Origin of the sequence: Glutamicibacter protophormiae, from assembly GCF_014647495.1 — a bacterium.
GTDB lineage: Bacteria > Actinomycetota > Actinomycetes > Actinomycetales > Micrococcaceae > Glutamicibacter > Glutamicibacter protophormiae.
The window spans coordinates 126,987-152,183 of record NZ_BMPH01000005.1 but is presented as its reverse complement, the minus strand read 5'-3'; the positions used below and the strand labels follow the sequence as shown (position 1 = coordinate 152,183).

General features: G+C 66.8%; 20 protein-coding genes. 10 read left to right on the top strand and 10 right to left on the bottom strand.

The window, feature by feature from the left end:
- Positions 1–215 precede the first annotated feature (215 nt).
- Positions 216–1,559, top strand: a complete 1,344-nt coding sequence (locus tag IEY43_RS08045) for an MFS transporter (RefSeq protein ID WP_188948080.1) — start codon at positions 216–218, stop codon at positions 1,557–1,559.
- 77 nt (positions 1,560–1,636) lie between these two features.
- A complete protein-coding gene (locus tag IEY43_RS08040; RefSeq protein ID WP_188948079.1) occupies positions 1,637–2,449 on the top strand; it encodes an IclR family transcriptional regulator in 813 nt (270 codons plus the stop codon).
- Between the two features lie 75 nt (positions 2,450–2,524).
- Here the strand turns inward: IEY43_RS08040 and IEY43_RS08035 are convergent, their stop codons facing one another.
- The 8 genes from IEY43_RS08035 to IEY43_RS08000 form a co-directional block, all read right to left on the bottom strand.
- The gene (locus IEY43_RS08035; protein ID WP_188948078.1) at positions 2,525–5,392 is read right to left on the bottom strand and encodes an exo-alpha-sialidase; all 2,868 of its coding nucleotides are present in this window, start codon (positions 5,390–5,392) and stop codon (positions 2,525–2,527) included.
- Between the two features lie 246 nt (positions 5,393–5,638).
- The gene (locus IEY43_RS08030) at positions 5,639–6,328 is read right to left on the bottom strand and encodes an N-acetylmannosamine-6-phosphate 2-epimerase (RefSeq protein ID WP_188948077.1); all 690 of its coding nucleotides are present in this window, start codon (positions 6,326–6,328) and stop codon (positions 5,639–5,641) included.
- A complete protein-coding gene (locus IEY43_RS08025; protein WP_188948076.1) occupies positions 6,328–7,275 on the bottom strand; it encodes an ROK family protein in 948 nt (315 codons plus the stop codon). Before IEY43_RS08025 ends, IEY43_RS08030 begins: the two co-directional genes overlap by 1 nt.
- Before the next feature lie 11 nt (positions 7,276–7,286).
- Positions 7,287–8,228 carry a dihydrodipicolinate synthase family protein gene (locus IEY43_RS08020; RefSeq protein ID WP_188948075.1) on the bottom strand — a complete coding sequence of 314 codons (942 nt, stop codon included), beginning with the start codon at positions 8,226–8,228 and terminating at the stop codon, positions 7,287–7,289.
- A gap of 74 nt (positions 8,229–8,302) precedes the next feature.
- Positions 8,303–9,109 (bottom strand): ABC transporter ATP-binding protein, encoded by an 807-nt coding sequence (locus IEY43_RS08015; RefSeq protein WP_188948074.1) that lies wholly within the window; start codon positions 9,107–9,109, stop codon positions 8,303–8,305.
- On the bottom strand, positions 9,106–11,124 hold the full coding sequence (locus tag IEY43_RS08010; protein ID WP_188948167.1) for a dipeptide/oligopeptide/nickel ABC transporter permease/ATP-binding protein: 2,019 nt from the start codon (positions 11,122–11,124) through the stop codon (positions 9,106–9,108). The genes IEY43_RS08015 and IEY43_RS08010 overlap by 4 nt, the downstream gene beginning before the upstream one ends.
- A gap of 12 nt (positions 11,125–11,136) precedes the next feature.
- Positions 11,137–12,093, bottom strand: a complete 957-nt coding sequence (locus tag IEY43_RS08005; protein WP_188948073.1) for an ABC transporter permease — start codon at positions 12,091–12,093, stop codon at positions 11,137–11,139.
- A 115-nt stretch (positions 12,094–12,208) separates the two neighbouring features.
- Entirely contained in the window at positions 12,209–13,828 is a 1,620-nt protein-coding gene (locus tag IEY43_RS08000; RefSeq protein WP_209550351.1) for an ABC transporter substrate-binding protein, read from the bottom strand.
- Between the two features lie 143 nt (positions 13,829–13,971).
- On the opposite strand from IEY43_RS08000, the gene IEY43_RS07995 reads away from it, so the two are divergent.
- The 5 genes from IEY43_RS07995 (at position 13,972) to IEY43_RS07975 (ending at position 19,267) form a co-directional block, all read left to right on the top strand.
- The gene (locus IEY43_RS07995; protein ID WP_188948072.1) at positions 13,972–14,709 is read left to right on the top strand and encodes a FadR/GntR family transcriptional regulator; all 738 of its coding nucleotides are present in this window, start codon (positions 13,972–13,974) and stop codon (positions 14,707–14,709) included.
- A 233-nt stretch (positions 14,710–14,942) separates the two neighbouring features.
- Positions 14,943–15,719 (top strand): electron transfer flavoprotein subunit beta/FixA family protein, encoded by a 777-nt coding sequence (locus IEY43_RS07990; protein WP_188948071.1) that lies wholly within the window; start codon positions 14,943–14,945, stop codon positions 15,717–15,719.
- A gap of 13 nt (positions 15,720–15,732) precedes the next feature.
- On the top strand, positions 15,733–16,713 hold the full coding sequence (locus IEY43_RS07985; RefSeq protein ID WP_188948070.1) for an electron transfer flavoprotein subunit alpha/FixB family protein: 981 nt from the start codon (positions 15,733–15,735) through the stop codon (positions 16,711–16,713).
- A 2-nt stretch (positions 16,714–16,715) separates the two neighbouring features.
- Positions 16,716–18,506: a cytochrome b/b6 domain-containing protein gene (locus IEY43_RS07980; protein ID WP_188948069.1), complete on the top strand. Its 1,791-nt coding sequence runs from the start codon at positions 16,716–16,718 to the stop codon at positions 18,504–18,506.
- Between the two features lie 110 nt (positions 18,507–18,616).
- Entirely contained in the window at positions 18,617–19,267 is a 651-nt protein-coding gene (locus IEY43_RS07975) for a class I SAM-dependent methyltransferase (protein ID WP_188948068.1), read from the top strand.
- 94 nt (positions 19,268–19,361) lie between these two features.
- On the opposite strand, the gene IEY43_RS07970 is transcribed toward IEY43_RS07975, so the two are convergent.
- Together IEY43_RS07970 and IEY43_RS07965 are read right to left on the bottom strand one after the other, a co-directional pair.
- Positions 19,362–21,128: a plasmid pRiA4b ORF-3 family protein gene (locus IEY43_RS07970; RefSeq protein WP_188948067.1), complete on the bottom strand. Its 1,767-nt coding sequence runs from the start codon at positions 21,126–21,128 to the stop codon at positions 19,362–19,364.
- A 214-nt stretch (positions 21,129–21,342) separates the two neighbouring features.
- On the bottom strand, positions 21,343–22,134 hold the full coding sequence (locus IEY43_RS07965) for an IclR family transcriptional regulator (RefSeq protein WP_188948066.1): 792 nt from the start codon (positions 22,132–22,134) through the stop codon (positions 21,343–21,345).
- A 254-nt stretch (positions 22,135–22,388) separates the two neighbouring features.
- On the opposite strand from IEY43_RS07965, the gene mhpD reads away from it, so the two are divergent.
- From mhpD to dmpG, 3 genes are read left to right on the top strand one after another with little or no spacing between them, the layout of a single operon-like run.
- Positions 22,389–23,204, top strand: a complete 816-nt coding sequence (mhpD, locus tag IEY43_RS07960) for a 2-keto-4-pentenoate hydratase (RefSeq protein WP_188948065.1) — start codon at positions 22,389–22,391, stop codon at positions 23,202–23,204.
- Entirely contained in the window at positions 23,204–24,178 is a 975-nt protein-coding gene (locus IEY43_RS07955) for an acetaldehyde dehydrogenase (acetylating) (protein ID WP_188948064.1), read from the top strand. Before mhpD ends, IEY43_RS07955 begins: the two co-directional genes overlap by 1 nt.
- Positions 24,175–25,182 (top strand): 4-hydroxy-2-oxovalerate aldolase, encoded by a 1,008-nt coding sequence (gene dmpG / locus IEY43_RS07950; RefSeq protein ID WP_188948063.1) that lies wholly within the window; start codon positions 24,175–24,177, stop codon positions 25,180–25,182. Before IEY43_RS07955 ends, dmpG begins: the two co-directional genes overlap by 4 nt.
- The last annotated feature ends 15 nt before the right edge of the window (positions 25,183–25,197 follow it).

Below are 25,197 nucleotides of genomic sequence, written 5' to 3'. Positions count from 1 at the left end.
CTGCCTTTGCGTTCGACCCCCGATGCAGCACTGCCCCGGAGACCAGAGGGAGCGGCCCGGCTCCCAACCGGGCAGCTCTGACGGCGGATGCGCCAAGGACCGACTGAAAACTTTCCCCACCCCCTTGACTGTGAACTGAGGCACATTTAGCGTTAAGCAACACAGTTGCATCGATTGCAACTGACCAGATTCCCTCCAACCGACGGCGGTGGACCATGACCGAGCATGACCAGTCCCAAGGATCGCAGACCCAGCTGCTTCCGGCAGCATCCGGCGCAGGCACGGCTCAGATTGACCCGGCGGTGCGACGCAAGGTCGTGGCCGCCAGCTTCATCGGAAACTTCGTCGAGTGGTTCGACTACGCAGCCTACGGATACCTGGCCATCACCATTTCCGCGGTCTTCTTCCCAAGCGAAGACCGCCAGCTCGCCCTGATGATGACCTTCGGCGTCTTCGCCATCTCCTTCCTGGTCCGCCCGCTGGGCGGATTCATCTGGGGACACCTCGGTGACAAGATCGGCCGCCGCACCGCACTGTCCTGGTCGATCCTGCTGATGACCGGGGCAACCGCCTGCATCGCGCTGCTTCCCGGCTACGCCGCCATCGGCTTCGCCGCTCCGCTGCTGCTGCTGGCGCTGCGCCTGGTCCAGGGCTTCTCCGCCGCCGGCGAGTACGCCGGCGCCTCGGCCTTCCTGGTCGAGTACGCCCCGGCCAACAAGCGCGGCCTGTACGCCGCAGTGGTCCCGGCCAGCACCGCCACCGGGCTGCTGCTCGGATCGCTCATGGCCGCGGTGCTCACCGGCGCGCTGAGCGCAGACCAGATGGAAAGCTGGGGCTGGCGCATCCCGTTCCTGCTGGCCGCCCCGATGGGCCTGATTGGACGCTACATCCGCACCAAGCTCGAGGATTCTCCGGCATTCCTCGAAGCCGCCGAGGAGCCGGCCCAGGAAGGCTCGCCGGTGCGCGACCTGTTCCGCAACCACTGGCGCCAGCTGCTCCAGGCCGCCGGCGCGGTCCTGCTGAATGCCGTGGGCTTCTACGTGATCCTCTCCTACATGCCGACCTACCTGTCGCAGGAGCTGGGATTGGACGCCACCCGCTCGTACCTGGCCACCACCGTGGCCCTGGCAACCTATATCGGCTTCATCTTCCTGACCGGCATGCTCTCCGACAAGTTCGGCCGCAAGCGCGTGCTGATTACCGCGTCGATCCTGTTCGTCGTGTTCATCGTCCCGGCATTCATGCTGCTGGACACCGGCAACTTCCTGGTCATCGTTCTGGTGCAGGTCCTGCTCGGCGCGATGCTGACGCTGAACGACGGAACCCTTCCCAGCTACCTGGCTGAAATGTTCCCGACCAAGGTCCGCTACTCGGGATTCGCCGTCTCGTTCAACCTGTCCAACGCGCTGTTCGGCGGCACCGCTCCGTTCGTGGCCACGCTGCTCATCGCCACTTCCGGGAACCTGCTGGCGCCGGGCTGGTACCTGATGGGAGCTGCCATGATCTCACTGATCGCGGTGGCCTGCTCCGTGGAAACCAGCCGCAAGCCGCTGCGCTGATTCCGCTGCTTACTAGCCGGGCGCGCTTGACGCCCGGCTAGTATCTTTTAAGGGAAGCGAAAATCCGAGGAGATCAGATGACAGCGGTAGAACACGACGAGCAGCCGAACGCGCGCGCCGAGGCATCGGGCGAGTCGCGCGGCGCCTCGGTGATCGTCAACGTCATCGACGTGCTGCGCTGCTTCAGCGTGGAACGCCCGGTCCTGGGCGTCACGGACATCGCCGCCGAGGTGGGGCTGCACAAGTCCAGCGTCTCGCGCATCCTGGCCACCCTGGAGCAGGAACGCATCGTCGAGCGCGACGACCAGACCCGCAAGTACAGGCTGGGCCTGGCGCTGATCGCCATTGCCGGCCCGCTGCTGGCCAACCTGGATGTCCGGCAGGTCGCCTACCCGTTGCTGCAGGAGCTGCGCGACTCCACCGAGGAGAGCGCCATCCTGAGCATCTGGGACGGCAGCGAATCCGTCTCGGTGGAACAGCTGCCCTCCCCCAGGCTCGTGAAACACACCTCCGTACTGGGAAGCCGCTACCACACCGGGCTGAGCGCGTCGGTGCAGATGTTCCTGGCCCATCAGCCCACCGACACCGTGCGTGCCCTGATCGACGCGGGAAAGATCCAGCTGCCCCAGGTCATGGCCGCCGAAGACTACCTCCCGCGGCTGGAAGCCGTCAGGCGCCGCGGCTACTCCATCAACTACGGCGAGACCTCCCGCGACGAGGTCAGCGTCGCCGCCCCAGTCTTCGACCACCGCGGGGACGTCGTGGCGGCGGCAATGATCGCCGCCCCGTATTACCGGGTCTCGGCCGCGGATCTGGACGAGCTGTGCAGCCAGACAGTGCGCACCGCCAAGCAGATCAGCGCCCGTCTGGGCTACCAGCCGCAGGCGTAGCAGCCCAGCCGCATCTACGCCATTAAAAATGTCGGGGCCCATCCACGTTCACCATGGATGGGCCCCGACGTTTTACTACTTCACACGCACGCTGCGAATCTTGCTGCTCGATTCGCCCGCGTCATTACCCAGCTTCACCTGGTACTCATAGGTCCCGGGCTTGCGGTCGCTGAGAACAGTCACCACATGCTGGGCCGCGGGGGTTGCGGCGGCCAGCTCCTGCGAGTCGGCCAGCTTTCCGTTCTCGAACAGCTGGTAGCTCGTGGCATTGGTGCCCCACCACATGTCGGTGGTCAGCGTCAGCTCCCCTCGCGAGGATCCGGCCTTGGCGCTGAGCACCGGGGTGCCGGGGTTCGCGTCCGTGACCTTGACCTTGAGCACCGCGGTCTTGGTGCTTCCTGCCGCATTCACCAGCACACCCTGGTATTCGTAGGTGCCGTTCTTCCTACCTTCGATCCCCACCCGGGCCTGCTGCGCCGCAGGCGAGGCGGGAACCAGGTTCTTGCGGGCGATTTCCCGGCCGTCTTCCAACAGGATGAACTGCGAGGCGTTGGACCCGGACCACAGGTTCATGGTGACGGTGAAATCGCCGTCCTTCAGGCCGGTGTCGTGCCCGTTGTCATCGGACAGCACGGCCTTGCCAGGCTTGACGGTCGCGTCGTCCTTCGGCGCCACGTTCAGCTGCAGCGCGGGCAGCTTCAGCTCGGCCGTGGCCAGGCGCAAGCCGTTGGCTCCTTCCAGGGTTTCGGTTCCGGCTTCCAGCAAGCCCGCTTCGATATCCGAGGCGCTCAGCGTACGGGTGATCTCCACCGTGGCGCGCTCGCCTGCGGCAAGCTCCTGAGCCTCCCAGCCGGCGCCATGCAGGCTGGTCAGCCGGACGTTGCCGTTGTTGTGCACGCTCGCCGTGTAGGTGACGGTGTCCCCGGCGGACGCGTAGCCGTCGGCGTCCAGGTCGTTGACCACCGGGTCGGCGGCCTCGGCGGCCAGCGCCGGGCGCCGTTCCAGCACGTCGACCTCCTCTGAGGTGATCACGTAGTCGTTGAGCACCGTGGTGTAGTCGTTGAGCTTGCCGGCGGTCCACGTGGTCTTCGGGACGAAGAAGCCGTCGGAAAGTTCGGCCTCGGTCACCGTGTGGCGCGGGGTGGCGCAGCTGTAGGATGCGCCGGCCGCGAGGTTCGAGTAGCGGCAGTTGCCCGCGTCGCTGGGCTGTCCGACGGGCTGGGCCGCGAACGGCGCGAAGTTGCCCTCGGTCGGGACCACCCACTGGTTGACGTTGCCGGCGTTCTTCACGGTGAACGTGTACGGCAGCTTCTCCCCCGCCTGGTACGGGGACGCGGCGAGGTCGCGGCCTGCATCGGCGCGTTGGCCCTTGATGTCCAGGCCGGTCACTTCCTTGCCGGTGATCTCCGCGTCCACGAGGGCCTGGGACATCTTGCCGCTGGAGTCGGTGAACTGCAGCTGCAGCTGCTGGCGTCCGTTGGCCACCGCGGCGGCGGTGACCGGAAGCTGGACCGTGCGCTGCTCCTTGGCCGGGATCGGGTCGATGGACAGCTGCCCGGAGGAGACCTGGCTGTTGCCCTGCACCTGCAGGGTGCCGCCCACCGGGTGGTTTTCCTGGTTGGTGATCGTGACGTCCATGGTGGCGGTCTGTCCGGCGTCGGCGGTGAACTTCGGGGCGGACATCGGCGCGCACACGTAGTTCAGCCAGTCCTCGTCGAAGGACGCGAAGTCCATGGAGTTGGTGTAGCTGCCCTCGTAGAAGACGCCGTACCGGCCGTCGTCCATGGCGGTGGCCACCGAGTAGGCGGAGAATCCGCGCCGGATGGTGCGCAGTCCCGGCCAGGTCTTGCCGTCGTCGCAGGACACCCGGGCCGAGACGTTTTCGCGGCCGGTCTGCGAGTTGGCTCCGGTGTACAGCAGTTTCCTGGCGTCGTCGCTGCCGGCCTGGGCCTCTGGGAACATCTTGGTCAGGTGCGCGTTGTTGGTCGGATCCGGCAGCTGGCGGTCCTGGACCACGGCGGAGTAGCTGTGCCCGCCGTCCTCGGAGATGGCGACCTTGCGGAAGCCGCCGCCTGCCGAGTCCCGCGAGTTGAGCATGATCCTGCCGTCGGAGAGCTCGACCACCTTGTTTTCGTCCATGGAGGTTCCGGTGAACTCGCCGCGCTGCCAGGTGGCCCCGTGGTCGTCCGAGTACACGGAGTACGCCTGGTAGGTCCGCGAGCCGTTGGCCTGCACCACGTCGCCGGCGTACTGCTGGATCAGCCGGCCCTTGTAGTCTCCGCGGGTGACCTGGATGCCGGCGCCCGAGGTGGCGAAGGTGCTGCGCACCGCGCCGGGCACCGGCCCGTCCCCTGGTTTGGCCACGTCGGTGACCAACCGCGGAGCGCTCCAGGTCTCGCCGCCGTCCGAGGATTCGACCACGGCTGCGCTGATCACCTGGCGGTTGCCGTCGTCATGGCCCCAGGTGCTGCCGTGGAAGCCCTGGTCCTTGGAGTAGACGAAGAAGTTGAAGACATTGCCGGATTCCTCGTCGAACACGTAGCTCGGGTCCGAGTAGCCGTATTTGCCTTCGGCGGCGCTGCCGGGGAAACCTGCGGCCACGGTGGTCATGGGACCCCAGGTCTTGCCGTTGTCGACGCTGCGGCGCTGGACGATGGAGTTGGGGTTGGGCGCATCGGCCGCGCTGCCCGGGCGCGCGTCCCAGGAGGCCAGCACGACGCCGTCGCCCAGGTGGACCAGGGCGGGGATGCGGTAGAAGAAGTTCGCGTCGGTGCGGTCTTGCGCGAGGTTGGCCTCGGCGAACTGGCCGGGCGCCGCGGTAGGGTCTGCGTCGTTGAGCGATCCCGCGGCATTGGCGGCGGGCATCAGCGACAGCGGTACCGCCAACGAGACTGCCACGGCCAGGGCAATGGATCGGCGGCGATGACGATCGGGAAATTTCATCGGGAGCTGGTTCCTCTCACTCGGGGTGAAATGGGGGTTCCGTATTTCATCGGATGTACGACATGGGATGTCGTACCCAGCTTATGTGGTGCGCATTGCGTTTGGTAGTTAAATTATCAACATTTTGAATATTTAAGGACTAGTCAAAATCGATATATTCTTTTTAAGCGCGCCTATCCGCGCGGTGCGCCGAAGGGCTCAGCGCAGCGCGCGGAGAGGTTCGCTGGAAACGCGTTGTTGGTCCGGTCAGTCGGCCGCCAGCGCGTCCCCGAACCAGGAGGTGATGGTCGCCGGGTGCGTGATGGCGGTGCCCACGACCACCGCGAACGCTCCGGCGTCCACTGCCGCGCGGGCCTGGGCCGGGGTGTGGATGCGGCCCTCGGCCACCAGCGGGCGCTCCAGCCCGGCACCGGCGATCTGGGAGATCAGCTCCAGGTCCGGGCCCTCGGTCTTCGCGCGTTCGCCGGTGTAGCCGGCCAACGTGGTGCCGATCAGGTCGGCTCCGGCCTCGGCCGCGGCCAGCGCGTCGCCCAGCGAACCGCAGTCCGCCATGACCAGCGCGCCGCTGTTCTGATGCACGGCGCGGATGGTCTGCTCTAGGCTCTTGCCGTCGGGGCGTTCGCGGCGGGTGCCGTCCAGCGCCACGATGTGCGCCCCGGCCTGCGCCACTGCCAGCGCATGGTGCACGGTGGGCGTGATGAACACGCGCTCGTGCCCGTCCTTGAACAGGCCGATGACCGGAACTTCCACCGCGGAACGGGTGAACTGGATGTCCGCGAGCCCCTGCACGCGCACCGCGGCCGCGCCGCCGATGACCGCCGAGGCGGCCACCTGCGCCATGGTCTGCGGCAGCCGCATGGGTTCGCCGGGGTAGGCCTGCGCGGAAACGATGAGTTTGCCCCGCAGGCCTTCAAGTTGGGCTGAGGTCAGCAGCATCAGGAAGTTGTCCTTTCGGGGGTCCAGAACAAGCTCGCGGCGCCGTAGAAGGCAGCGGTGGTGCCCAGCTGGGCGGGCACCAGTTGCGTGCCCTGCAGCGAATCGATGGCGGAGGATTCGTAGCCTTCGCGCAGCCACTGCCACCAGGCTTCCCCGGCGTGGGCCATGCCGCCGGAGATGATGACCAGCTCGGGGTCAAGGATGTTCGCCAGCGATCCGGCGGCCATGCCCGCGGCCAGGGCCCCGGTGCGCAGCGCCGTCACGGCAAGCTCGTCGCCGGACTCGGCCAGCTGGGCCACCGCGCGGGTGTCGACAGCCTCCGGGTTTCCGCCCAGCCGCAGGTAGTGGCGGTGGATTGCAGGCCCGGCGGCGATGGCCTCCAGGTGCCCGGTGCGCCCGCAGGAGCACTGGATCCCGGCGGCCAGCGGGGAGTCGATGTGGCCCATGTGCCCGGCGACGCGGTGGGCGCCGGTGTGCGCCTGCCCGTCGATGAGGTGGGAGCCGCCGATGCCGGTGCCGACGGCCAGCAGCAGCACCTCGCGGGCGCCGAGGCCCGCGCCGAACCGGGCCTCGCCCAGCCCATGTGCGTGCACGTCGTTCACCGCGCGGGTTTCAAGGCCCGTGCGCTGGAACATCTGCCCTGCAAGGTCGGTGCCCGCCCAGCCGGAAATGGTGTCGGTGGCCGAGAGCACGCGGGCGGTGGCCGGGTCGATGACCCCGGCCGCGCCCAGGCCCAGGCCGTCGATGCCGCACTCGGCCCGCGAACGCAGGTCGGCGACCAGTTTGGCCATGGCGTCGAGCACCGCTTCGGCGCCCTGCGTGGCAGGGGTGGGCAGTTCGCCCGAGGCCAGGATGCCGGCTTGCGGGTCCATGACGGCGCCGGCGATCTTGGTGCCGCCCAGGTCCAGGGCGATCACCGCACCGGCGCCGCGGGGGTTGTGCTGCATTCCGGGCGGACCTACTTGGCGCCCAGCAGGCCGGTCTCGGCCAGGATCTCGCGGATGGCGGCGGCCTCGGAGGCGTTGAGGTCGGCCATCGGCGCGCTCATGGTGTTGCCGGCGATGATACCCATTTCCACCAGGGCGGTCTTGAAGGCGCCCAGGCCTGCGGCGCCGCCGGAGACGCGGGAGGAGTCAGGGGTGTAGACGATGTCGAAGACCCGGGCCAGGCGGTCCTGCTCCTTGGCTGCCTGCGCCCAGTCGCCGGCCACGGCGGCGTCGAACAGGCGGCGGTAGCCGGCCGGATCCACGTTGCCCAGGCCCGGGACCACGCCGTGCGCGCCGCCGAGCATCGCGCCGTCCACCACGACCTCGTGGCCGGTGAACACCGAGAAGCCCTCGATGTCCTTGGTGGCCAGCAGCAGCTGGCGGAAGGAGACGTCGTCGCCCGAGGAATCCTTGACGCCGGCAATGACTCCGTCCTTTGCCAGGCGGATCGCGACGTCCAGCGGCAGCTTCACGTGGGTGCGCACCGGCACGTCGTAGGCGAAGATGTCGATGTCCAGGGCGGCGTGGATGATGCGGAAGTGCGCCTCGATCTCCGCAGCGTTGGACAGCGCGTAGTACGGGGTGGTGACCACCAGCGCCTGGGCGCCGAGCTCGATCATGCGGCGGCCCTCCTCGATGACACGCTGCGTGGTCTGCTCGTTGGCGCCGACGATCAGCGGCACACGCCCGTTGTTGGCAGCCGCGATGGTGGAAACCGCCAGCTCGCGTTCGGCGTTGGTCATGTAGGGGACCTCGCCGGAGGAACCGAGCACGAACAGGCCGGTCACTCCCCCGGTGACCAGGTGCTCCACGACCGAGCGCAGGCCCGGCACGTCGATGGCGCCCTGAGCGGTGCGCGGGGTGACTACCGGCGGGATGACGCCGGTGTACTTGGGGTTGTTCGCAAATGCCACGAAACTTGTTCTTTCTACTGATGATCCGGCGGACGCCGGGTCGAATTCTTCTGTGCCTGCCAGGATGCCGGCGGCTAGTGCTCCAGCAGCGCGGGGGCGGCGCCGAGCAGGGTGCGGGTGTAGTCGTTGGACGGGGTGTCGAAGACCTGCGCCGCATCGCCCTCTTCCACGATCTGCCCGGCGTTCATCACGCAGATGCGGTCCGAAACATAGCGCACCGTCTGGATGTCGTGGGAAATGAACACCATGCCCAGGTTCAACTGCGCCTTCAGGTCGGTGAGCAGGTTCAGCACCTGCGCGCGCACGGAGACGTCCAGCGCGCTGGTCGGCTCGTCCGCGACGATGACCTCGGGCTCCAGGGCCAGCGAGCGGGCGATGGCCACGCGTTGGCGCTGGCCGCCGGAGACCTGGCTGGGCAACGCAGAGGCGGCCGAAGGCGGCAGGCCCACTACGGAGAGCAGCTCCAGGGCCTTGGCCCGGCGGCTCGCGGCGGTGCCGATGCCGTGCACGCGCAACGGATCGGTGAGCGTGTCCATGATGCTCATGCGCGGGTTCAGCGCGGTGGCCGGGTCTTGGAAGACCACGCCGACCGAGCGGCCGAAGCTCTTGCGCGCGGCGGCGTTGCGCCGGCCTACTTCCTTGCCCTGGAACAGGACGGTGCCGCTGGTCGGCTCCTGCAGGCCCACCAGCACGGAAGCGAGGGTGGACTTGCCGCAGCCGGACTCGCCCACGATGCCCACGGTTTCGCCGCGGCTTACCGAGAAGTCCACGCCGTTCACTGCCTTGACCAGCCGCGGGGAGAAGAGCTTTCCGCCGCGGATCTTGTGGTGGACGTGGATGTCCTTGAGTTCGATGACCGGGTGATGCGAGGTGTTGCTCATCGCGCTGCTCCTGACTGTTCGGCCAGCGGGCTTTCGCCCGCGCCGCGGTGGCTTGCCCAACGGTGCTCGCTGCCGGCGGACACCGGCACGAAGGCCAGATGCTGGTCCGGGTCGGCCTCCGGGCGCTGGGAGCGCTCGGCGAAGCGGTCGCCGTCGGCGAAGTCGTACGGGCTGGGGACGGTGCCGGGGATCTGGTGCAGGCGCTGGGCCTGGGATTCAATGGAAAGCACCGCGCCGAGCAGGCCGCGGGTGTATTCATGGTGCGGGGCGATCAGCACATCGCTGATCGGCCCGGATTCGACAACCTGGCCGGCGTACATCACGGTGACGCGGTGCGCCAGCGAAGCCACCAGGGCCAGGTCGTGGGAGACGAAGACCATGGCGAAGCCCAGCTGTTCGCGCAGCTCGTTGAGCAAGTCCACGACCTGCTTCTGCACGGTGACGTCTAGCGCGGTGGTCGGTTCGTCGCAGACCACCAGCTTGGGGCTGCGCGAGAGGGCCATGGCGATCAGCACGCGCTGGCGCTGCCCTCCGGAGAGTTCGTGCGGGTAGGACTTCATGGTCCGCGCGGCATCCAGCTTCACCAGGGTCAGCAGCTCCTCGGGGCTCTTGCGCCCGCCGCGGCGGGTCAGCTGCTGCAGCTGGTCGCCCACGAGCATCGAGGGGTTCAGGCTGGACAGCGCGTCCTGGTAGACCATGGCGATCTGCTCGCCGCGCAGGCCCTTGTAGACCTTGTCGTCCCCGGCCAGGGTACCGCCGTCTGCGGTGGCTGGCAGCAGCTCGCGCCCCTCGAAGGTGATGGAGCCGGAGATCTTGGCGCTCTTGCCGAGCAGGCCCATGATGGCCAGCGAGGTGATGGACTTGCCGCAGCCGGATTCGCCGACCAGCGCCATGGTCTCGCCCTCGCGCACCGAGAATGAAACGTTCTGCACGATCGGGGTGTCCCCGTAGCGCTCCGGGAAGCGAATGGACAGGTTCTTGACCTCGAGGATGGTGCGCGGGGCGCCGGAGGACGCATCGAGCACCAAGCGGTCGGTGCGCGCGGCCTCGGTGCGGGCCAGTGCCGCGAGCTCGGCGTTCAGCCGCTCGGTCTCGGCAGTGTCCGCGGCCTGCTTGGCGACCTGGGCCTTCTCCTCGCCCTGGGCCTTCTTCTTGGCCGAGCCCTTGACGTTGACCAGCGCGTCGGTCATGCCTTCGGCCAGGATGTTAAGCGCCAGCACTGTCAGCAGGATGGTCAGGCCGGCGAAGGTGGTGGCCCACCAGGCGCCGTTGAGAACCAAGGTGCGGCCGTAGGAGATCACGTTGCCCCAGCTCGGGGCCGGGTCCTGGATGCCCGCGCCGAGGAATGACAGCGAGGCTTCGAGGATGATCGCGTCGGCGACCATCACGGTGGCGAACACCAGCACCGGGGCGGCGCAGTTGCGCACCACGTGGGTGACGAGGATGAAGAAGCGTCCGGCGCCGATCACGCGTTCGGCGCGCACGTAGTCCTCGCCCCACTGGGACAGCACGTTGGCGCGCACCACACGGGCGATCTGCGGGGTGTAGATCACGGCGATGGAGATGATGATGACCGGCAGGGTGTTGCCCAGCGAAGCCAGCAGCGCGGCGGCCAGGGCGATGCCCGGGAACGCCATGAGCATGTCCATGATGCGCATGATGGTTTCGTTGGCCCACTTGGAGCCGGTGGCCGCCAGCGAACCGAGCAGGCCGCCGGCCAGCAGGGCCAGCGCTACCGAGCCGAGGCCCACGAGCAGCGAGGACTGGGCGCCGTAGAGCAGGCGCGAGAAGATGTCGCGGCCCAGGCGGTCGGTGCCGAAGGGGTTCTCGGCGCTGGGCGGCTGGGCCGGGATTCCGGTGGCCAGCGGGTCGTGCGGGGCGATCAGCGGCGCGATGACCGCGATGACGCCGATGACCAGCAGGAAGGCCAGGGCAATTTTCGATCCCAGCGTCAGTGATGTGAAGCGGGCGCCCGAGTCGCTCAGGCGCGCCACGAGCTTGTTGCGCGGTGCCATGATGGTCATTTGCTACACCGTCCTAATACGCGGGTTGATCAGCAGGTAGAGCAGGTCGACGATGATGTTCACCAGCACGAAGGTGATCGCGATGGCCAGTACCACGCCCTGGACCAGGTTGGTGTCCTGGTTGGTGATGCCGTTCATGATCAGCTGGCCCATGCCGGGCAGCGAGAAGATCATTTCAATGACCACCGCGCCGCCGAGCAGGTAGCCGATGCGCAGGCCCAGCACTGTCACCGGGGTGACCAGCGCGTTGCGCAGCACGTTGCGGCTGATGACTTCGTTGCGCGGCACGCCGTTGCCGATGGCGGTGCGGACGTAGTCGCGGTCCAGCTCCTCCACCATCGAGGTGCGCACCACGCGGATCAGCGAGGCGGAGACCGGGATGGCCAGCGCGAGGGCAGGCAGCGCCATGTGCTGCAGCCAGGTTCCCAGGCCGGAGCCGACCGGGGCCGCGCCGCCGGAAGGGAACAGCGGATTCTCGCCCAGGGCCAGCCACTGGATCAGCAGGATGCCAAGCCAGAAGGACGGGGTGGCGATAGCCGCGATGGAGAAGATGCGCACCAGCTGGTCCGGCCACTTGTCGCGGTACAGCGCGCCGATGACGCCGAAGATCAGGGAGATGACCACGGCGATGATGACGCCCAAGAAGGTCAGCTGCAGGGTCAGCGGGAATGCCTTGGCGATCATCTCGGAGACCGGCTGGGCCGGCGGGGTGGTCACGCCGAAGTCCAGCCGGACCAGGCGGCCCAGGAAGGAGAAGTATTGGATGAAGAGCGGGTCGTTCAGGCCGCGCTCTTCGCGGTAGGCCTCTTTGGCCTCGGGGCTGGCGCCTTCGCCCAGCGCGCTGGTAGCCTCATCGCCGGGGGCGAGTTTGAGGATGATGAACACCAGCAGCGAGATGCCCAAGACCATCACCGGCAGCGCCGCCAGACGGCGCAGCAGCAAATTCAGGAAATTTCCCACGCAATGACTCCGTTGGGTTTTGGGGAAGAATATTTCGGCGGGTGTGCAGGGCGCCGCACCCGGGTGCGGCCGGACGCGGCGCCCTGCACGAGGACTTCATCGAAGCAGGAAGGCGCTAGGCCGTCGGTGCAACTCCGACGAAGGAGATTCCAGTGGTCGGCAGCGGCTGGAAGCCGTCGAGCTTGGCCGAGTCCCAGGCCGTTGGCAGCTGGCGGTGCAGGATCGGGTACAGCGGCACCTGCGCGGCGACCAGGTTGATGGCCTTGGCCCAGGCGGCCTTGGCACCGGCCTCGTCCTTGGCCTTCACCGCGGCGTCGAGGTTCTTCTGCAGTTCCCTGTACTCGGCGGTGCCGGTCCAGCGGAAGCGGTTCTTCGGCCATACGTCGCCGCGGTAGAACCAGGACAGCAGCAGGTCCAGGTCGTTGCCGAAGACCGACGGGTCGCCCGGGGCGGCCACCACGGTGAACTTGCCAGCGTCCACGTTGTCCGCGTACAGCGCGCCGGACTGCAGGTTCTGCATGGTCACGGTGACGCCCGGCAGCTTGTTCCAGGATTCGAGCATCAGCGGGGCGATGTCCTTGACCCAGGAGGTGTCGGTGGTCAGCAGCTCGAAGTTCAGCGAGGTGACGCCGGCTTCCTTGAGCAGCGACTCGGCCTTGGACTGGTCGTAGGTGTAGACGGTGTCGGCCTTGACGTACTGCGGGTGGGTGTCCTGCACGTAGGAGGTAGCGGCCTTGGCGTTGCCCAGCAGCGCGGTCTTGATGATCGACTCGGTGTCCAGCGCGTAGTGCAGGGCCTGGCGGACGCGGACGTCGGTGAACGGCTTCTGCTCGCAGTTGAACATCAGGAACAGCAGGCCGAAGGACTGCACGGATTCGATGTTGACCTTGGACTTCAGGCGGTCGACGTCCAGGTACGGCACGTCCTCGATGGCCGCGACGCGGCCGGATTCCATGGCGGTCACGCGGGCCGCGGCGTCTGAGAGCAGGAACCAAGTCATGGTGTCGGCCTTGGCGGCGTACTGGCCGTTGTAGTCCGCGAACTTGGCGAACTCGATCTTGTCGTCCTTGGTCGCCGAAACGAATTTGTACGGGCCGGAGCCGATCGGCTTGGCGTCGAAACCGGCCTGGTCCTTGGAAGCGACGGCCTTCGGGACGACCTTGACCACAGAGATGCGGGTCGGGAACAGCGGGAAGGCGTAGTTGAGCGTGAAGGTCACGGCGGAGTCACCCTTGGCCTTGACCGACTTGATGAACGGGATGAACTGGGCGAACAGCGAAGCGTTCTTCGGGTCCAGCACGCGCTCAAAGGAATAGACCACATCGTCCACGGTTACCGGCTCGCCGTTGTGGAACTTCGCGTCCTTGCGCAGTTCGACTTCCCAAGTGGTGTCGTTGACCTGCTGTGGATCGGCCGCGGCCAGGGCCAGATACGGCTCGCGCGTTGCCGGGTCGAGGTCGACCAGGCCTTCGAAAATGTGCATGTTGGCGGCGAATGGGGTCGCGCCCGACGAGGTCATCGGGTCAAAGCCGGTCGACAGCGCGTAGGAGATGCCGGCAGTAAGCGCCAGAGCTCCTGACGCGCCACTGGCGTCAGCGCCGATGTTGGTGCCGGTGTCGCCCGAGGAGCAGGCGGCGAGACTTGATGAGAAGAACGCCGCGGCACCGATCATGCCGCTGATCTTGAGGAAATTTCGACGTTCCATGGATTTGTTTGCCACGTCCTTGATCGGCATTGTTTTCCACCTCCGAGAGAAAAATGTCTGTTCGTCGGACGTGGGATGTCCGATCTATGGATTAGACTGTAACGGGAGTCACGCGACTTCGTCAACAGCGTCACTTTCCGCACCGATGCCCCCCCGGAAAGGAAACCCGAAACATGAGTACAGCAGCTCGGCGATCCGACGCCAGATCCCGCCTACGCGCTCTGACGAATGACATCACTGGGATCATTCTCGATCGCAATCTCGCGCCCGGCGATCCCATGCCCACCGAGCAGGAACTCATGGTCGAGTTGGGGGTGGGTCGCAACTCGCTGCGCGAGGCGATCAAAGTGCTCCAGGCCCAGGGCATAATTGATACCCGTCACGGATTCGGCATGTTCGTCGCTGAGGAAAACCTCAGCGCCCTCTATGACACCCTGTCCTTCCGCGGCCAAATGTCGCTACGCCAGAATGGCCAGAGCGCCAGCGAACTTGTCGATGTGCGCCAGGCTCTGGAAACCGGGCTCATCGGCATCGCCATCGCCTCGGCGACCCAGAACCACCTGCAGCGACTGGGAGACTGCGTGCAACAGATGGAGCAGCATGCCGCCGCGGGCGAGGGCTTCACCGACGCGGACCGCCAGTTCCATCAAATCCTCTTCGAACCGCTGAATAATCGACTGCTCTCCAACTTGATGGGTGTCTTCTGGGACGTCTATCACTCGATCCACGATTCGATTAGCAGCTTCCCGCACGACCAGGAAATGCTGGTCGAAACCGCCCGCGGCCACCGGCGCATCCTGGATGCGGTCATTGCCAAGGACGTCCAGACCGCCCAGGCGCTGATGGCCCACCACTTCGACGGCATCCGAACCTTGCTCGAACAGCGCTCCGCGACGGCCTCAGGAAACTAGCGACTCGGGCTAAGCGCACCGGTTCCTTCAGCGCGAGGGATACATGCTTCACCTGGTCTTTTTCGTCAAACGAGGATGAACCGCGCCCTGCAATCCGGCGCTGGGCGGCATTAATCAGTATTGTGTTGAACAACACATGCTTCACTCGGTGGTCGGCATCCTCGACCGCCAGACGGCGGCCCGAAACCCACCGGGCGGCGTGCAGCGCATGCGGATTAGCTGAGGAGAGATTGATGAAGATCGCTGTTCTGATCAAGGAAGTCCCCGACACGGGGGCGGACCGGCTGCTGAATCTGGACACCGGATTGGCGGACAGGGCGGCGTCCGAGGCAGTTCTCGACGAAATCGGCGAGCGCACCTTGGAAGTCGCGCTCAAGTACGCCGACGGGACCCCGGGAACCGAGATCACCGTACTGACCATGGGGCCGGATTCCGCCCAGGCAACCCTGCGCAAGGGGTTGGCCATGGGAGCTGCGTCCGCCGTCCATATCAGCGACGAGCAGCTGCTCGGCGCGGATCTGCTGCTGACCGCCGACACCCTGGCCGCCGCGCTGCGACGCGGGGGCTACGACCTGATCCTGACCGGCAACATGTCCACCGACGGGGCCGCTGGGGTGCTGCCTGCCATGCTGGCCGAGCTGCTGGACCTGCCGGCGGCCACCGGGCTATCGGAAATCCGGATCGGCCCGGAAGCCGTGGAGGGATCCCGCGAATTCGACGGCGCCGCAGCGCAGATCCGCGTGCCCCTTCCGGCCATCGCCTCCATTACCGAGTCCCTGCCCGATGCCCGCTTCCCGAACTTCAAGGGGATCATGGCCGCCAAGAAGAAGCCGATCGAGGTGCTGGGCCTGGCAGACCTGGGTGTCGACCCGCTGCCCGCGGACACCGCCCGGACCATCATGCTCTCGGTAGCGCAGAAGCCGCCGCGCACGGCGGGCACCGTCATCACCGATGACGGCGAGGCCGGCAACGCGCTGGCAGACTTCCTGGTCAAGAACAACCTGGCGTGATCGGAGAACACCCATGACAACTTTTGCCACCGATTCGATTCTCGTTCTTCTGGAAACCGCGCCGGGCCCCGCTTTGGCCAAGAACCACGCAGAGCTGCTGGGCGCCGCGGCATCCGTGGGCACCCCCGTGGCGCTGGTCGCCGGGCCGGCGGATGCCTTGCCAACGCTGGCCGCGCAGGCCAGCGCCTCCGGCGCCAGCCGGGTGCTGACGGTGCCGCTGGAGGGCCGGCCGACCGTGCAGCTGGTGGATGCGCTGCAGGCCGCCGCCGCGCTGGTCCAGCCGCAGGCGGTGCTGGCCGGGCATACCGACACCAGCCGCGAAATCGCGGCCCGCTTCGCCGTGCGCGCACGGTCCTCGCTGAGCGTCGACGCCGTGGGGGTTTCCCGGGATGAGCAAGGTGTCCTCGCGTCCCATGCGATCTACGGCGGAGCCTTCTCCACCACCAGCGCCCCAACCTTCGGCGCCCCGGTGATCACCGTACGGGTGGGCAGCATCGAAGCCCGGGCCGAGGCCCAGCCGGAACTGTCCTCCGAGCTGGAGGTTGCCGCCAGCGGCAAGCCGGACGTCGAGGTCACGGACCTTAAAACCGTCGAGTCGACCTCATCGCGTCCGGAACTGCGCTCGGCCGACCGCGTGGTCTCGGGCGGCCGCGGCCTGGGCAATGCGGAGCAGTTCGCGCTGGTCGAGCAGCTGGCCGATGCGTTGGGGGCCGCCGTCGGCGCATCGCGCGCCGCGGTGGATGCGGGTTTTGTTCCCCATGCGGCTCAGGTGGGCCAGACCGGCGTCTCGGTGTCCCCGCAGCTGTATGTGGCGCTGGGCATCTCCGGAGCCATCCAGCACAAGGCCGGCATGCAGACCGCCAAAACCATCGTGGCCATCAACAAGGACGCCGATGCCCCGATCTTCGACATCGCGGACTTCGGCGTCGTCGGCGACGTGTTCACGGTGGTTCCGCAGCTGATTGCCGCGCTGGAAGCCGCGAAGGGCCGGTAGCCATGAGCACCCCGACCCGTACGCTGCGCCAGGGGCTGCCGCGCATCCCCGGCGGCGAACCATGGCCGCCCGCCGGCTTCCCGGCCGCGGCTTCTGAAGAGCTCCCGGGCAATTCCAGCCAGCTCGACACTGCGCAACCACCGGCTTGCGCCGATGCTGTCGATAATCCCGTGGCGCAGGCCCCCGCGTCGCCGACACCGGTGGAGCCAGCTGTCCCGGCCGCACCGTTGGTTCCCACTGTTCCAGCACCGGCCGTTGGAGGCGCCCTGCGCCGCGGTCTGCCGCGAGTGCCGGGAGCGGAGCCCTGGCCCCCGGCCGGAACTTCCATCGCGTCTGCCGGTACGGTTGAAGCTGCTGCACTGCCGGCACAAGCCGCGCCCGCCGCGGACCCGGAGGCCATCCCATCGGTCGGAACAGTCGCGACCGCGACCCCAGCCCCTGCTGTCCAGGCATCCGCCGATCAGGCCGCTGAAACCGCTTCGGCAGGGAATCTGCGCCGCGGGCTGCCCCGGGTCCCCGGGGGCCAGCCATGGCCACCGGCATCGGCCGCCCCGGCCCACGCGGCTCCAGCGGCTTCCGTCGCTAAGAGCACTTCGCCCATACAACCTGCAGCCCCAGCCGAGCAGGAATCCGCGGCGCCGGCCGCGCAGACCAAACCTGCTGCTGCCACGCCATCGGCACCTGCGCCGCAGCCCGAAGCACCCGAACCCAAGGCAAAGCCGGCGCAGCCCGCTGCGGTGGCGGCCTCGGTTGCCGAGCCTGCTCCTGCCAAGCCGACTGCGGCACCACAGCCGCGCCAGCCACTCGCCCCGGCAACTGCCCCAGCAAGGCCTGCCGCGGCTGCCGCGGCGGCACCCAAGAAGTCCGAACCGAAGCGCCACGGCCCGCTGACCACCAGGCAGTGGGTGCTGGCCGGGGTGCTCGGCGCCTTCTGCGCACTGGGCATGGCCACCGCGGTCGTCCTGCTGGCCCGCTGGTTCGTCGGGTTCGACGCGATCTCCAGCTTCATCGCCCGCTACCCGGGCGAATACCACCTGCCCGAGTCGGCACCCGTGGGAATCCCGGGATGGCTTGCCTGGAACCACTTCTTCAACCTGTTCCTGATGATCTTGATCATCCGTACAGGGTTGCAGGTCCGGCATCAGCGCAAACCGCCTGCCTATTGGTCCTCGAAACGCAGCCCCAAGGTGAGCATCAACCTGTGGCTGCACCAGAGCCTGGACCTGCTCTGGCTGGTCAATGGCCTGGTGTTCGTGGTCCTGTTGTTCGCTTCCGGGCACTGGATGAGAATCATCCCGACCTCCTGGGAAGTTTTTCCCCACGCCATCTCCGCCGCGCTGCAGTACATGACGCTGGACTGGCCCACGGAGAACGGCTGGGTGAACTACAACGCGTTGCAGCAGCTGGCCTACTTCGCGACGGTATTCATCGCCGCGCCGCTGGCGGCCGCCACCGGATTCCGCCTCAGTGCCTTCTGGCCCAAGAGCGCGACGGCGCTGACCAAGCGCTATCCGATCGAAGTGGCCCGCGCGCTGCACTTCCCCACCATGCTCTACTTCGCGCTGTTCATCGTGGTGCATGTGGCGCTGGTGCTATCCACCGGGGCGCTGCGCAACCTCAACCACATGTTCGCAGCCCAGGGATCCTCGGATCCAGCCGAGTTCGCCGACAACTGGACCGGCCTGTGGCTGTTTGCCGTGGCCATCCTGGCCACCGCGGCCGCCTGGGCTGCCTGCCGGCCGATGATCCTGGCGTCCATTGCCCGGCTCTTCGGAAAGGTCAGCGCACGGTAGGCAATGTATGGGTTTTTGCCGGTGGCGCAAACCGCCTCGCCCGGCCCGCCGCATGCGCCTAGGATCGTTGATGAGGACCCATCGGCTAGGAACTAAAGGGGAATGCAGGCATGGACCACCATCACGATACCGAGGAGCTTCGCGGAGTCGAGTTCTGGGAGAAGCACTACGGCGGCTCCGAGCGCGTCTGGTCGGGCAAGGTCAACCAAGTCATCGAGCGACTGGTCGCTCCGCTGGCCCCCGGCACCTCCCTTGACCTGGGCAGCGGCGAGGGAGGCGACGTGATGTGGATGGCCTCCCGCGGATGGCAGGCCACCGGTGTCGACATCTCCCCGACCGCGGTGGAGCGTGCCCGGCAGGACGCGGCGAAACACGGCTTCACCGAGCCGCAGGCCACTTTCATCGCCGCGGACCTGTCCGAGTGGAGCACCTCCCAGACCTTCGACCTGGTGACGCTGAGCTTCTTCCAGGCGCCGTTCGAGTTCGCGCGCGCCGAGATCCTGCGCAAGGCCGCGCAGCTGGTGGCCCCCGGCGGGCATCTGCTGGCGCTGTCCCATGCCGCACGGCCTTCCTTTGCCCCGGCCTTCGATGGCGAGGTTCCCGCCTTCCCGCAGCCGGATACCGAGCTCGAAGCGTTGCAGCTGGATTCCGATCGGTGGAACGTCCTGCAGGCGGAAGTCATCGAACGCGAGATCACCGATCCCAACGGGAACCCGGCCACGCTTGAAGACACCGTGGTGTTCATCCAGCGCAAGCAGTAGACGCCAAAACCAAAGATCCCCTTGGACCTGCGCTGCAGCAGGTGCAAGGGGATCTTTGCCGGCCGGACCACCGGGACGCACTGAAGCTTGGGGACTAGAACTCCTCCATCAGCCGTTCGTTGACCGAGTCAATGGTGAACTCCGCTGGATCCGGGATCTCGAAATACATGTCCTCCAGCCACTCCCGGACTTCCTCGTGCTCCGGATGCCCGGCATCCCGGATAATTTCCATTTTGGCGTCCCAGCCCTCGGTTCCGCCGGAATCCTCCAGCGGCGAGAAGCGCCGGCCTCCGGTGCAGCGCGGCAGGAATCCCCCGTCCGCGTCGAGGACCTTCTCGACATCGATGCGCACCCGCCAGTCATCGCCGAAGTCGTAGCTGTACTCCAGCCTGTCCTTCTCGGCCTTGAGGACTTCCGACACCAGGGCAGCGGTTTCTTCGACATCGACTTCCATCTCGGGGATGTCCGCCCCGTAACTGGTCCCGTCGTAGAGCCCGGTGCGGAAGATGTGCAGGTGGGTATTGTCCCAGTTGAAGGCGGCCTGGATGATGTCATGCAGGTCGCCTAGGTGCAGATCCATGGGCACCAGCACCCGGCGCCAGATCGGCGGCTTGGTATCCCGCAGTCCCAGCTTCAGCTGCAGGACTTGCCCGGTATACGGCTCGGTCCGCTCGGGGCGGAACAGCTCTTCTTCCTCCCAGTCTGCAGCGTCACCGTAGAGTGTTTCCTCGTCGGCGTCGGGACCCAGTTCCTCGTCCTCCAGATCCGCCAGAATGGCCTGCACCACGGGTGGCACCGTGTAGTAGTCGCCGGATTCAACGATTCCCAAATCAGTCATTTCCCGCATCCGCGCGTGGGCCTTCGCCCAGGCCTCCTCGCTGCGGTCCGGGTATCGATCTCCCGCCACCAATTGAGGCTCGCCGTCCTGAGCCGCGGTGAGCCAGCCCAGCGTCAGGTCCCACACTTCGTCGGCTTCCTCATCGCCTTCTTCAGGAGTCGCGATCAGCAGCTGGATTACAGAACGCACCAGCAGATAGGTGGCGCCCAGACCCACATCCCCCTCGGCCGTGGCGAGTCCCTGGGCATTGTCGATAAGCTGCGGCTGGCCGAAGTCCAGACTCAGCACCCCTGCCATGGCCAGCCCCATGAAGACGTATCCCACGATCACCTCACGGCGTTCGCCGGTGATCCCCATCGGGATCGACGCCGCCAGCTCCTGCACGGCGGATTGGATGAAAGGCTCGGGATTCTTGGAGTCCCACTCGCGTTCAGGCGCATTGGCAACCCAGTCGGCCATCGCACGCCCGAGCGCGACTACCGGCATGGCATCGAACTGCGCTTTCGCAACGGCCTCGCGTTCTTCCGTGCTCAGCTCGGCCTCCTGCTCGAAGATCCCGCCGATTCCAGGTCCCCCGTTGAACGCAAACTGCGCGCTGTGCAGGCCTTCGCGCAGCATCTCCAGCTCTCTGGCGTGATGCTTCCATTGCCCGGATTCTTCGAGGAACAGGCTGTAGGAAATCCAGGCTTCGGAAAGGATCCTGCCGAGGTGCTCCTGGTCCTCGCGGCGTTCCTCGCGTTCAACCAAGCCGTGGACAATGGCCACAACAGCCTGGGGGTCGAAGTCCGTGACGGAGTCCAATCCGACGAGATCCGCGTAGAAGCTCAGCGAATCGCGCACCGCCATCAGGTCCATCTCCACCGCGCCGGCGCCCTGATAGGTCTGGTCGAACCACCGCACGTAGTCCGGAGTCAGCGCGTCGAGCCCCCGTTTGACCTTCGCATGGGTCAGCGAGAGGACATTGGCGTTGACCTTCGCCGGATGCCCCTGCTTGCGCTGCGGCTTCTTCTTTTTCTTGGCCACTGCAGCCACCTCATTTCAGCGTCGCCTTGCTTTTCCTCAAGGCTACGGCGGGTCGAGGCCCAACATCACGTTATTACCTCGCGCAATGCCGAAAGACGTGCAATGCTGCCAGGCATCCTCCATTGGATGCCTGCCAGCATTTGGCGGCCATGACCGGGCGGCTTGAGAGCAAGCCAACGAGCGCCGGGGCGACTGGAAAATTCCAGTCAGGCGGTCATCGAAGCCGGGCACTGAGCGCCTCGGAGATTCGATGCGCGGCCTGCTGAACCAGCGGAGCCACCAGCTCCATGGAATCGCGGCCTCGGCCCACCAGGGACAGCGCGGCCACCGGCTTGCGGCGAATGCGGATGGCCGAGGCAACGCAGGTGATGCCTTCGTAGCTTTCACCGGTTTCATAGGCCAGGCCCCCGCGGCGGCGGATGCGCGCCAGCTCCGAGTACAGCAAGGCCGAGTCGGTCAGCGTCTTGCCGGTGACTCCGGGCAGGCCGCTCGCGAAAATCTCGTCCAGGTCTTCCGGGTCCATCCACGCCAGCATCGATTTGCCCAACGCGGTGCCGTGGGCCGGATTGACGCCGCCCACGCGGGAGGGAATGGTCACCGCAGTCGGTCCACCCAACTTGTCGAGGTAGCGGATATTCGCGCCCTCCAGCACCGCCAGATGCACGACCTTGCCGGTGCGGATCTGCAGATCGTGCAGCAACGGCGCCGCCTCTGCGCGGATCCGGCTGCTGATCGAGTCGTTGTTGCGGTACTTCAGCGAGCGCCATCCCATGCCATAGCCGTCCGGGGCGTGCTCCAGCCAGCCCAGCTGCACCAGCTGGTCGAGGATGCGGTGCGTGGTTGACCGCGGCAACCCCGCGCGAACCGTGATTTCGTCCAGAAGCAGGCGCGCATCCTGGGGCTCGAACGCCTCCATGATCATGGTCATGCGGGAGACCATGGACGGAGCCTGGCTGGCCGTCTGCACAGCCGGCATAAGGGTGGGGGCAGAGGTCAAAACGCTCATTTGGAAACCTTCCTGGGAAAAGGGATTCAAGTCTTCTACTGCGCAGCGTTGCGCAGGTCATGCTTGTGTGCGGGCCACCGGAAGCTGCTGCAAACTTCCATGTGACATGAACCACGTCTTTGTTTTCATTCACTGTACACGTCACTACAGGGAAAAACTAGAACTAGTTTCAATTTATTTATCCCGCTCTCTGAGACAACCGAATCACGTCCCGAAGCGAGCTGTAGATACTGGAGTTTCACTTTGGAGGACGGATGACTACACACACTCAAACGGTTCGCGCACAGTCCACGGCACTGGCGGATCTCGCCCTGCGTCTGCGCGAGGCTGAACTCAACGGCGTTGCCATCAGCCCCATCCGCGATGAGCTCGCCGCCGGCGGCATCGAAGCCGCCTACGAGGTCCAGCGGCTGAACGAGGACCACGCGATCAGCGCCGGACGCCGGGTCGTCGGCCGCAAGATCGGCCTGACCTCCCCGGCCGTGCAGGCCCAAATGGGTGTGGACCAGCCTGATTTCGGGGTGCTGTTCGCAGACATGTGCCTGGCCGACGGCGAGCCGCTGGCCGCCAACGCGGTGCTGCAGCCGCGGGTCGAGGCGGAAATCGCACTGGTCCTGAACAAGGACCTGCCGCACCCGGACACCACCATCACCGAACTGATCTCCGCGGTGGACCACCTGCTTCCGGCCATCGAAATCGTCGGCTCCCGCATCGAGAACTGGGATATCTCGATTCTGGACACGATTGCGGACAACGCCTCCTGCGGGCAGATCGTCACCGGCACGGTGCCGGTGCTGCCCACGGCGCTGGACCTGTCGGCCGTCGGCATGGCCATGGAAGTCAACGGCAAGGTGCGCTCGGTCGGATCCGGCGCCGCCTGCCTGGGCCACCCCTACCGCGCCGCGCTCTGGCTGGTGCGCCGAATGGCATCGCTGGGCCGGCCGCTGCGCGCCGGAGAAATCCTGATGACCGGGGCGCTGGGCCCCATGGTCGACTTCCCCGCCGGAGCCAACGCGGTGGCAACCATCCAGGGCCTGGGACAGGTCCGCATCACGCACGAGGAGAACTAATGGAACAGCACAATCGCTGGCCGGTGGCCATCATCGGCTCCGGCAATATCGGCACCGACCTGATGATCAAGGTCATGCGCGGCTCGACGCGCCTGGAAATGGGCGCCATGGTCGGCATCGACCCGGAATCCGACGGCCTGGGCCGCGCGGCCAAGTTCGGGGTGCCCACCACCGCCGAGGGCATCGACGGCTTGCTGGCCCTGCCGAACTTCAAGGACATCAAGGTCGTCTTCGACGCGACCAGCGCCGGCGCGCACCGCGCCAACTGGGAGAAGCTGAAGGATACCGGGGTCCGGGTGCTGGATCTGACCCCGGCGGCCGTCGGCCCGTCCTGCATCCCGGTGGTCAATCTGGAAGACCACCTGGATGACTCGAACCTGAACATGGTCACCTGCGGCGGCCAGGCCACCGTGCCGATGGTTGCGGCCATCAGCGCCGTCGCCCCCGTACGCTACGCGGAAATCGTCTCTTCGGTCTCCTCGAAGTCCGCCGGCCCGGGCACCCGCGCCAACATCGACGAATTCACCGAGACCACCTCGCAGGCGCTAGTGGACATCGGCGGCGCGGGCCGCGGCAAGGCCATCATGATCCTGAACCCCGCCGAGCCCCCGATGCTCATGCGCAACACCGTCTACGCGCTGGTCGAGGGTGATCCGGACGTGCAGCAGATCGAAGCCTCGATCCTGGACATGGCAGCCAAGGTGCAGGGCTACGTTCCCGGCTACCAGCTCAAGCAGGCCGTGCAGTTCGAGACCTTCACCGAGCAGAACCCGCTGTACCTACCGGAATCCGGCAACTTCACCGGCGTCCGCGTCACCGTGATGCTGGAAGTCACCGGCGCCGCGCACTACCTGCCGGCCTACGCGGGCAACCTGGACATCATGACCTCCGCCGCGATGGCCGTGGCCGAACGCTGGGCACAGCACCACTCAACCACCGCAGAAAACCCAGCACTCCAGGAGGCCCGGGCATGAGCAAGCTCTACATCTCAGATGTCACCCTGCGCGATGGCATGCACGCCATCCGCCACCAGTACAGCGTCGAGCAGGCAGTCGCCATCGCCACCGAACTGGACAAGGCCGGGGTCGCCTCCATCGAGGTCGCCCACGGCGACGGCATCAACGGCTCCTCCTGCGTCTACGGCTTCGGCGCCCACACCGATCTGGAGTGGATCTCCGCGGTCGCCGCAGCGGTGAAGAACGCCAAGGTCGCCACCCTGGCGCTGCCGGGCATCGCCACCATCACGGACCTAAAGGCCGCCAACTCGGCTGGCGCCACCGTGGTGCGCATCGCGACCCACAGCACCGAGGCGGATGTCTCCGCGCAGCACATCGCGGCCGCGCGCGAGCTGGGCATGGACACCGTGGGCTTCTTGATGATGTCCCACATGACCGAGCCCGCCGAGCTGGCCCGCCAGGCCAAGCTCATGGAAAGCTACGGCGCCACCTGCGTGTACGTGGTGGACTCCGGCGGCGCGCTGACCCCGAAGGGCGTGGCCGAACGCGTCGACGCCTTCCGCCAGCTGCTGGACCCTGCCACTGAGATCGGCATCCACGCCCATGAGAACCTCTCGCTGAGCATCGCGAACTCGCTCACCGCCGTGGAACACGGCGCGAACCGCGTGGACGCCTCGCTGGCAGGCATGGGGGCGGGAGCGGGCAACGCCCCGCTGGAGGCGTTCATCGCCGCCGCCGACAAGTACGGCTTCGAGCACGGCTGCGACTTGCCCACGCTCATGGACGCGGCGGACGACCTGGTCCGCCCGCTGCAGGACCGCCCGGTACGCGTGGACCGCGAAACCCTCTCGCTGGGCTACGCGGGCGTGTACTCCAGCTTCCTGCGCCATGCCGAAGCCGCCAGCGAGCGCTACGGCATCGCCACCACCGACATCCTCATGGAACTGGGCAAGCGCCGCATGGTCGGCGGCCAGGAGGACATGATCGTGGATGTCGCCCTGGACCTCATCGGCCAGAAATAGCTGCGCCAGCGAAGC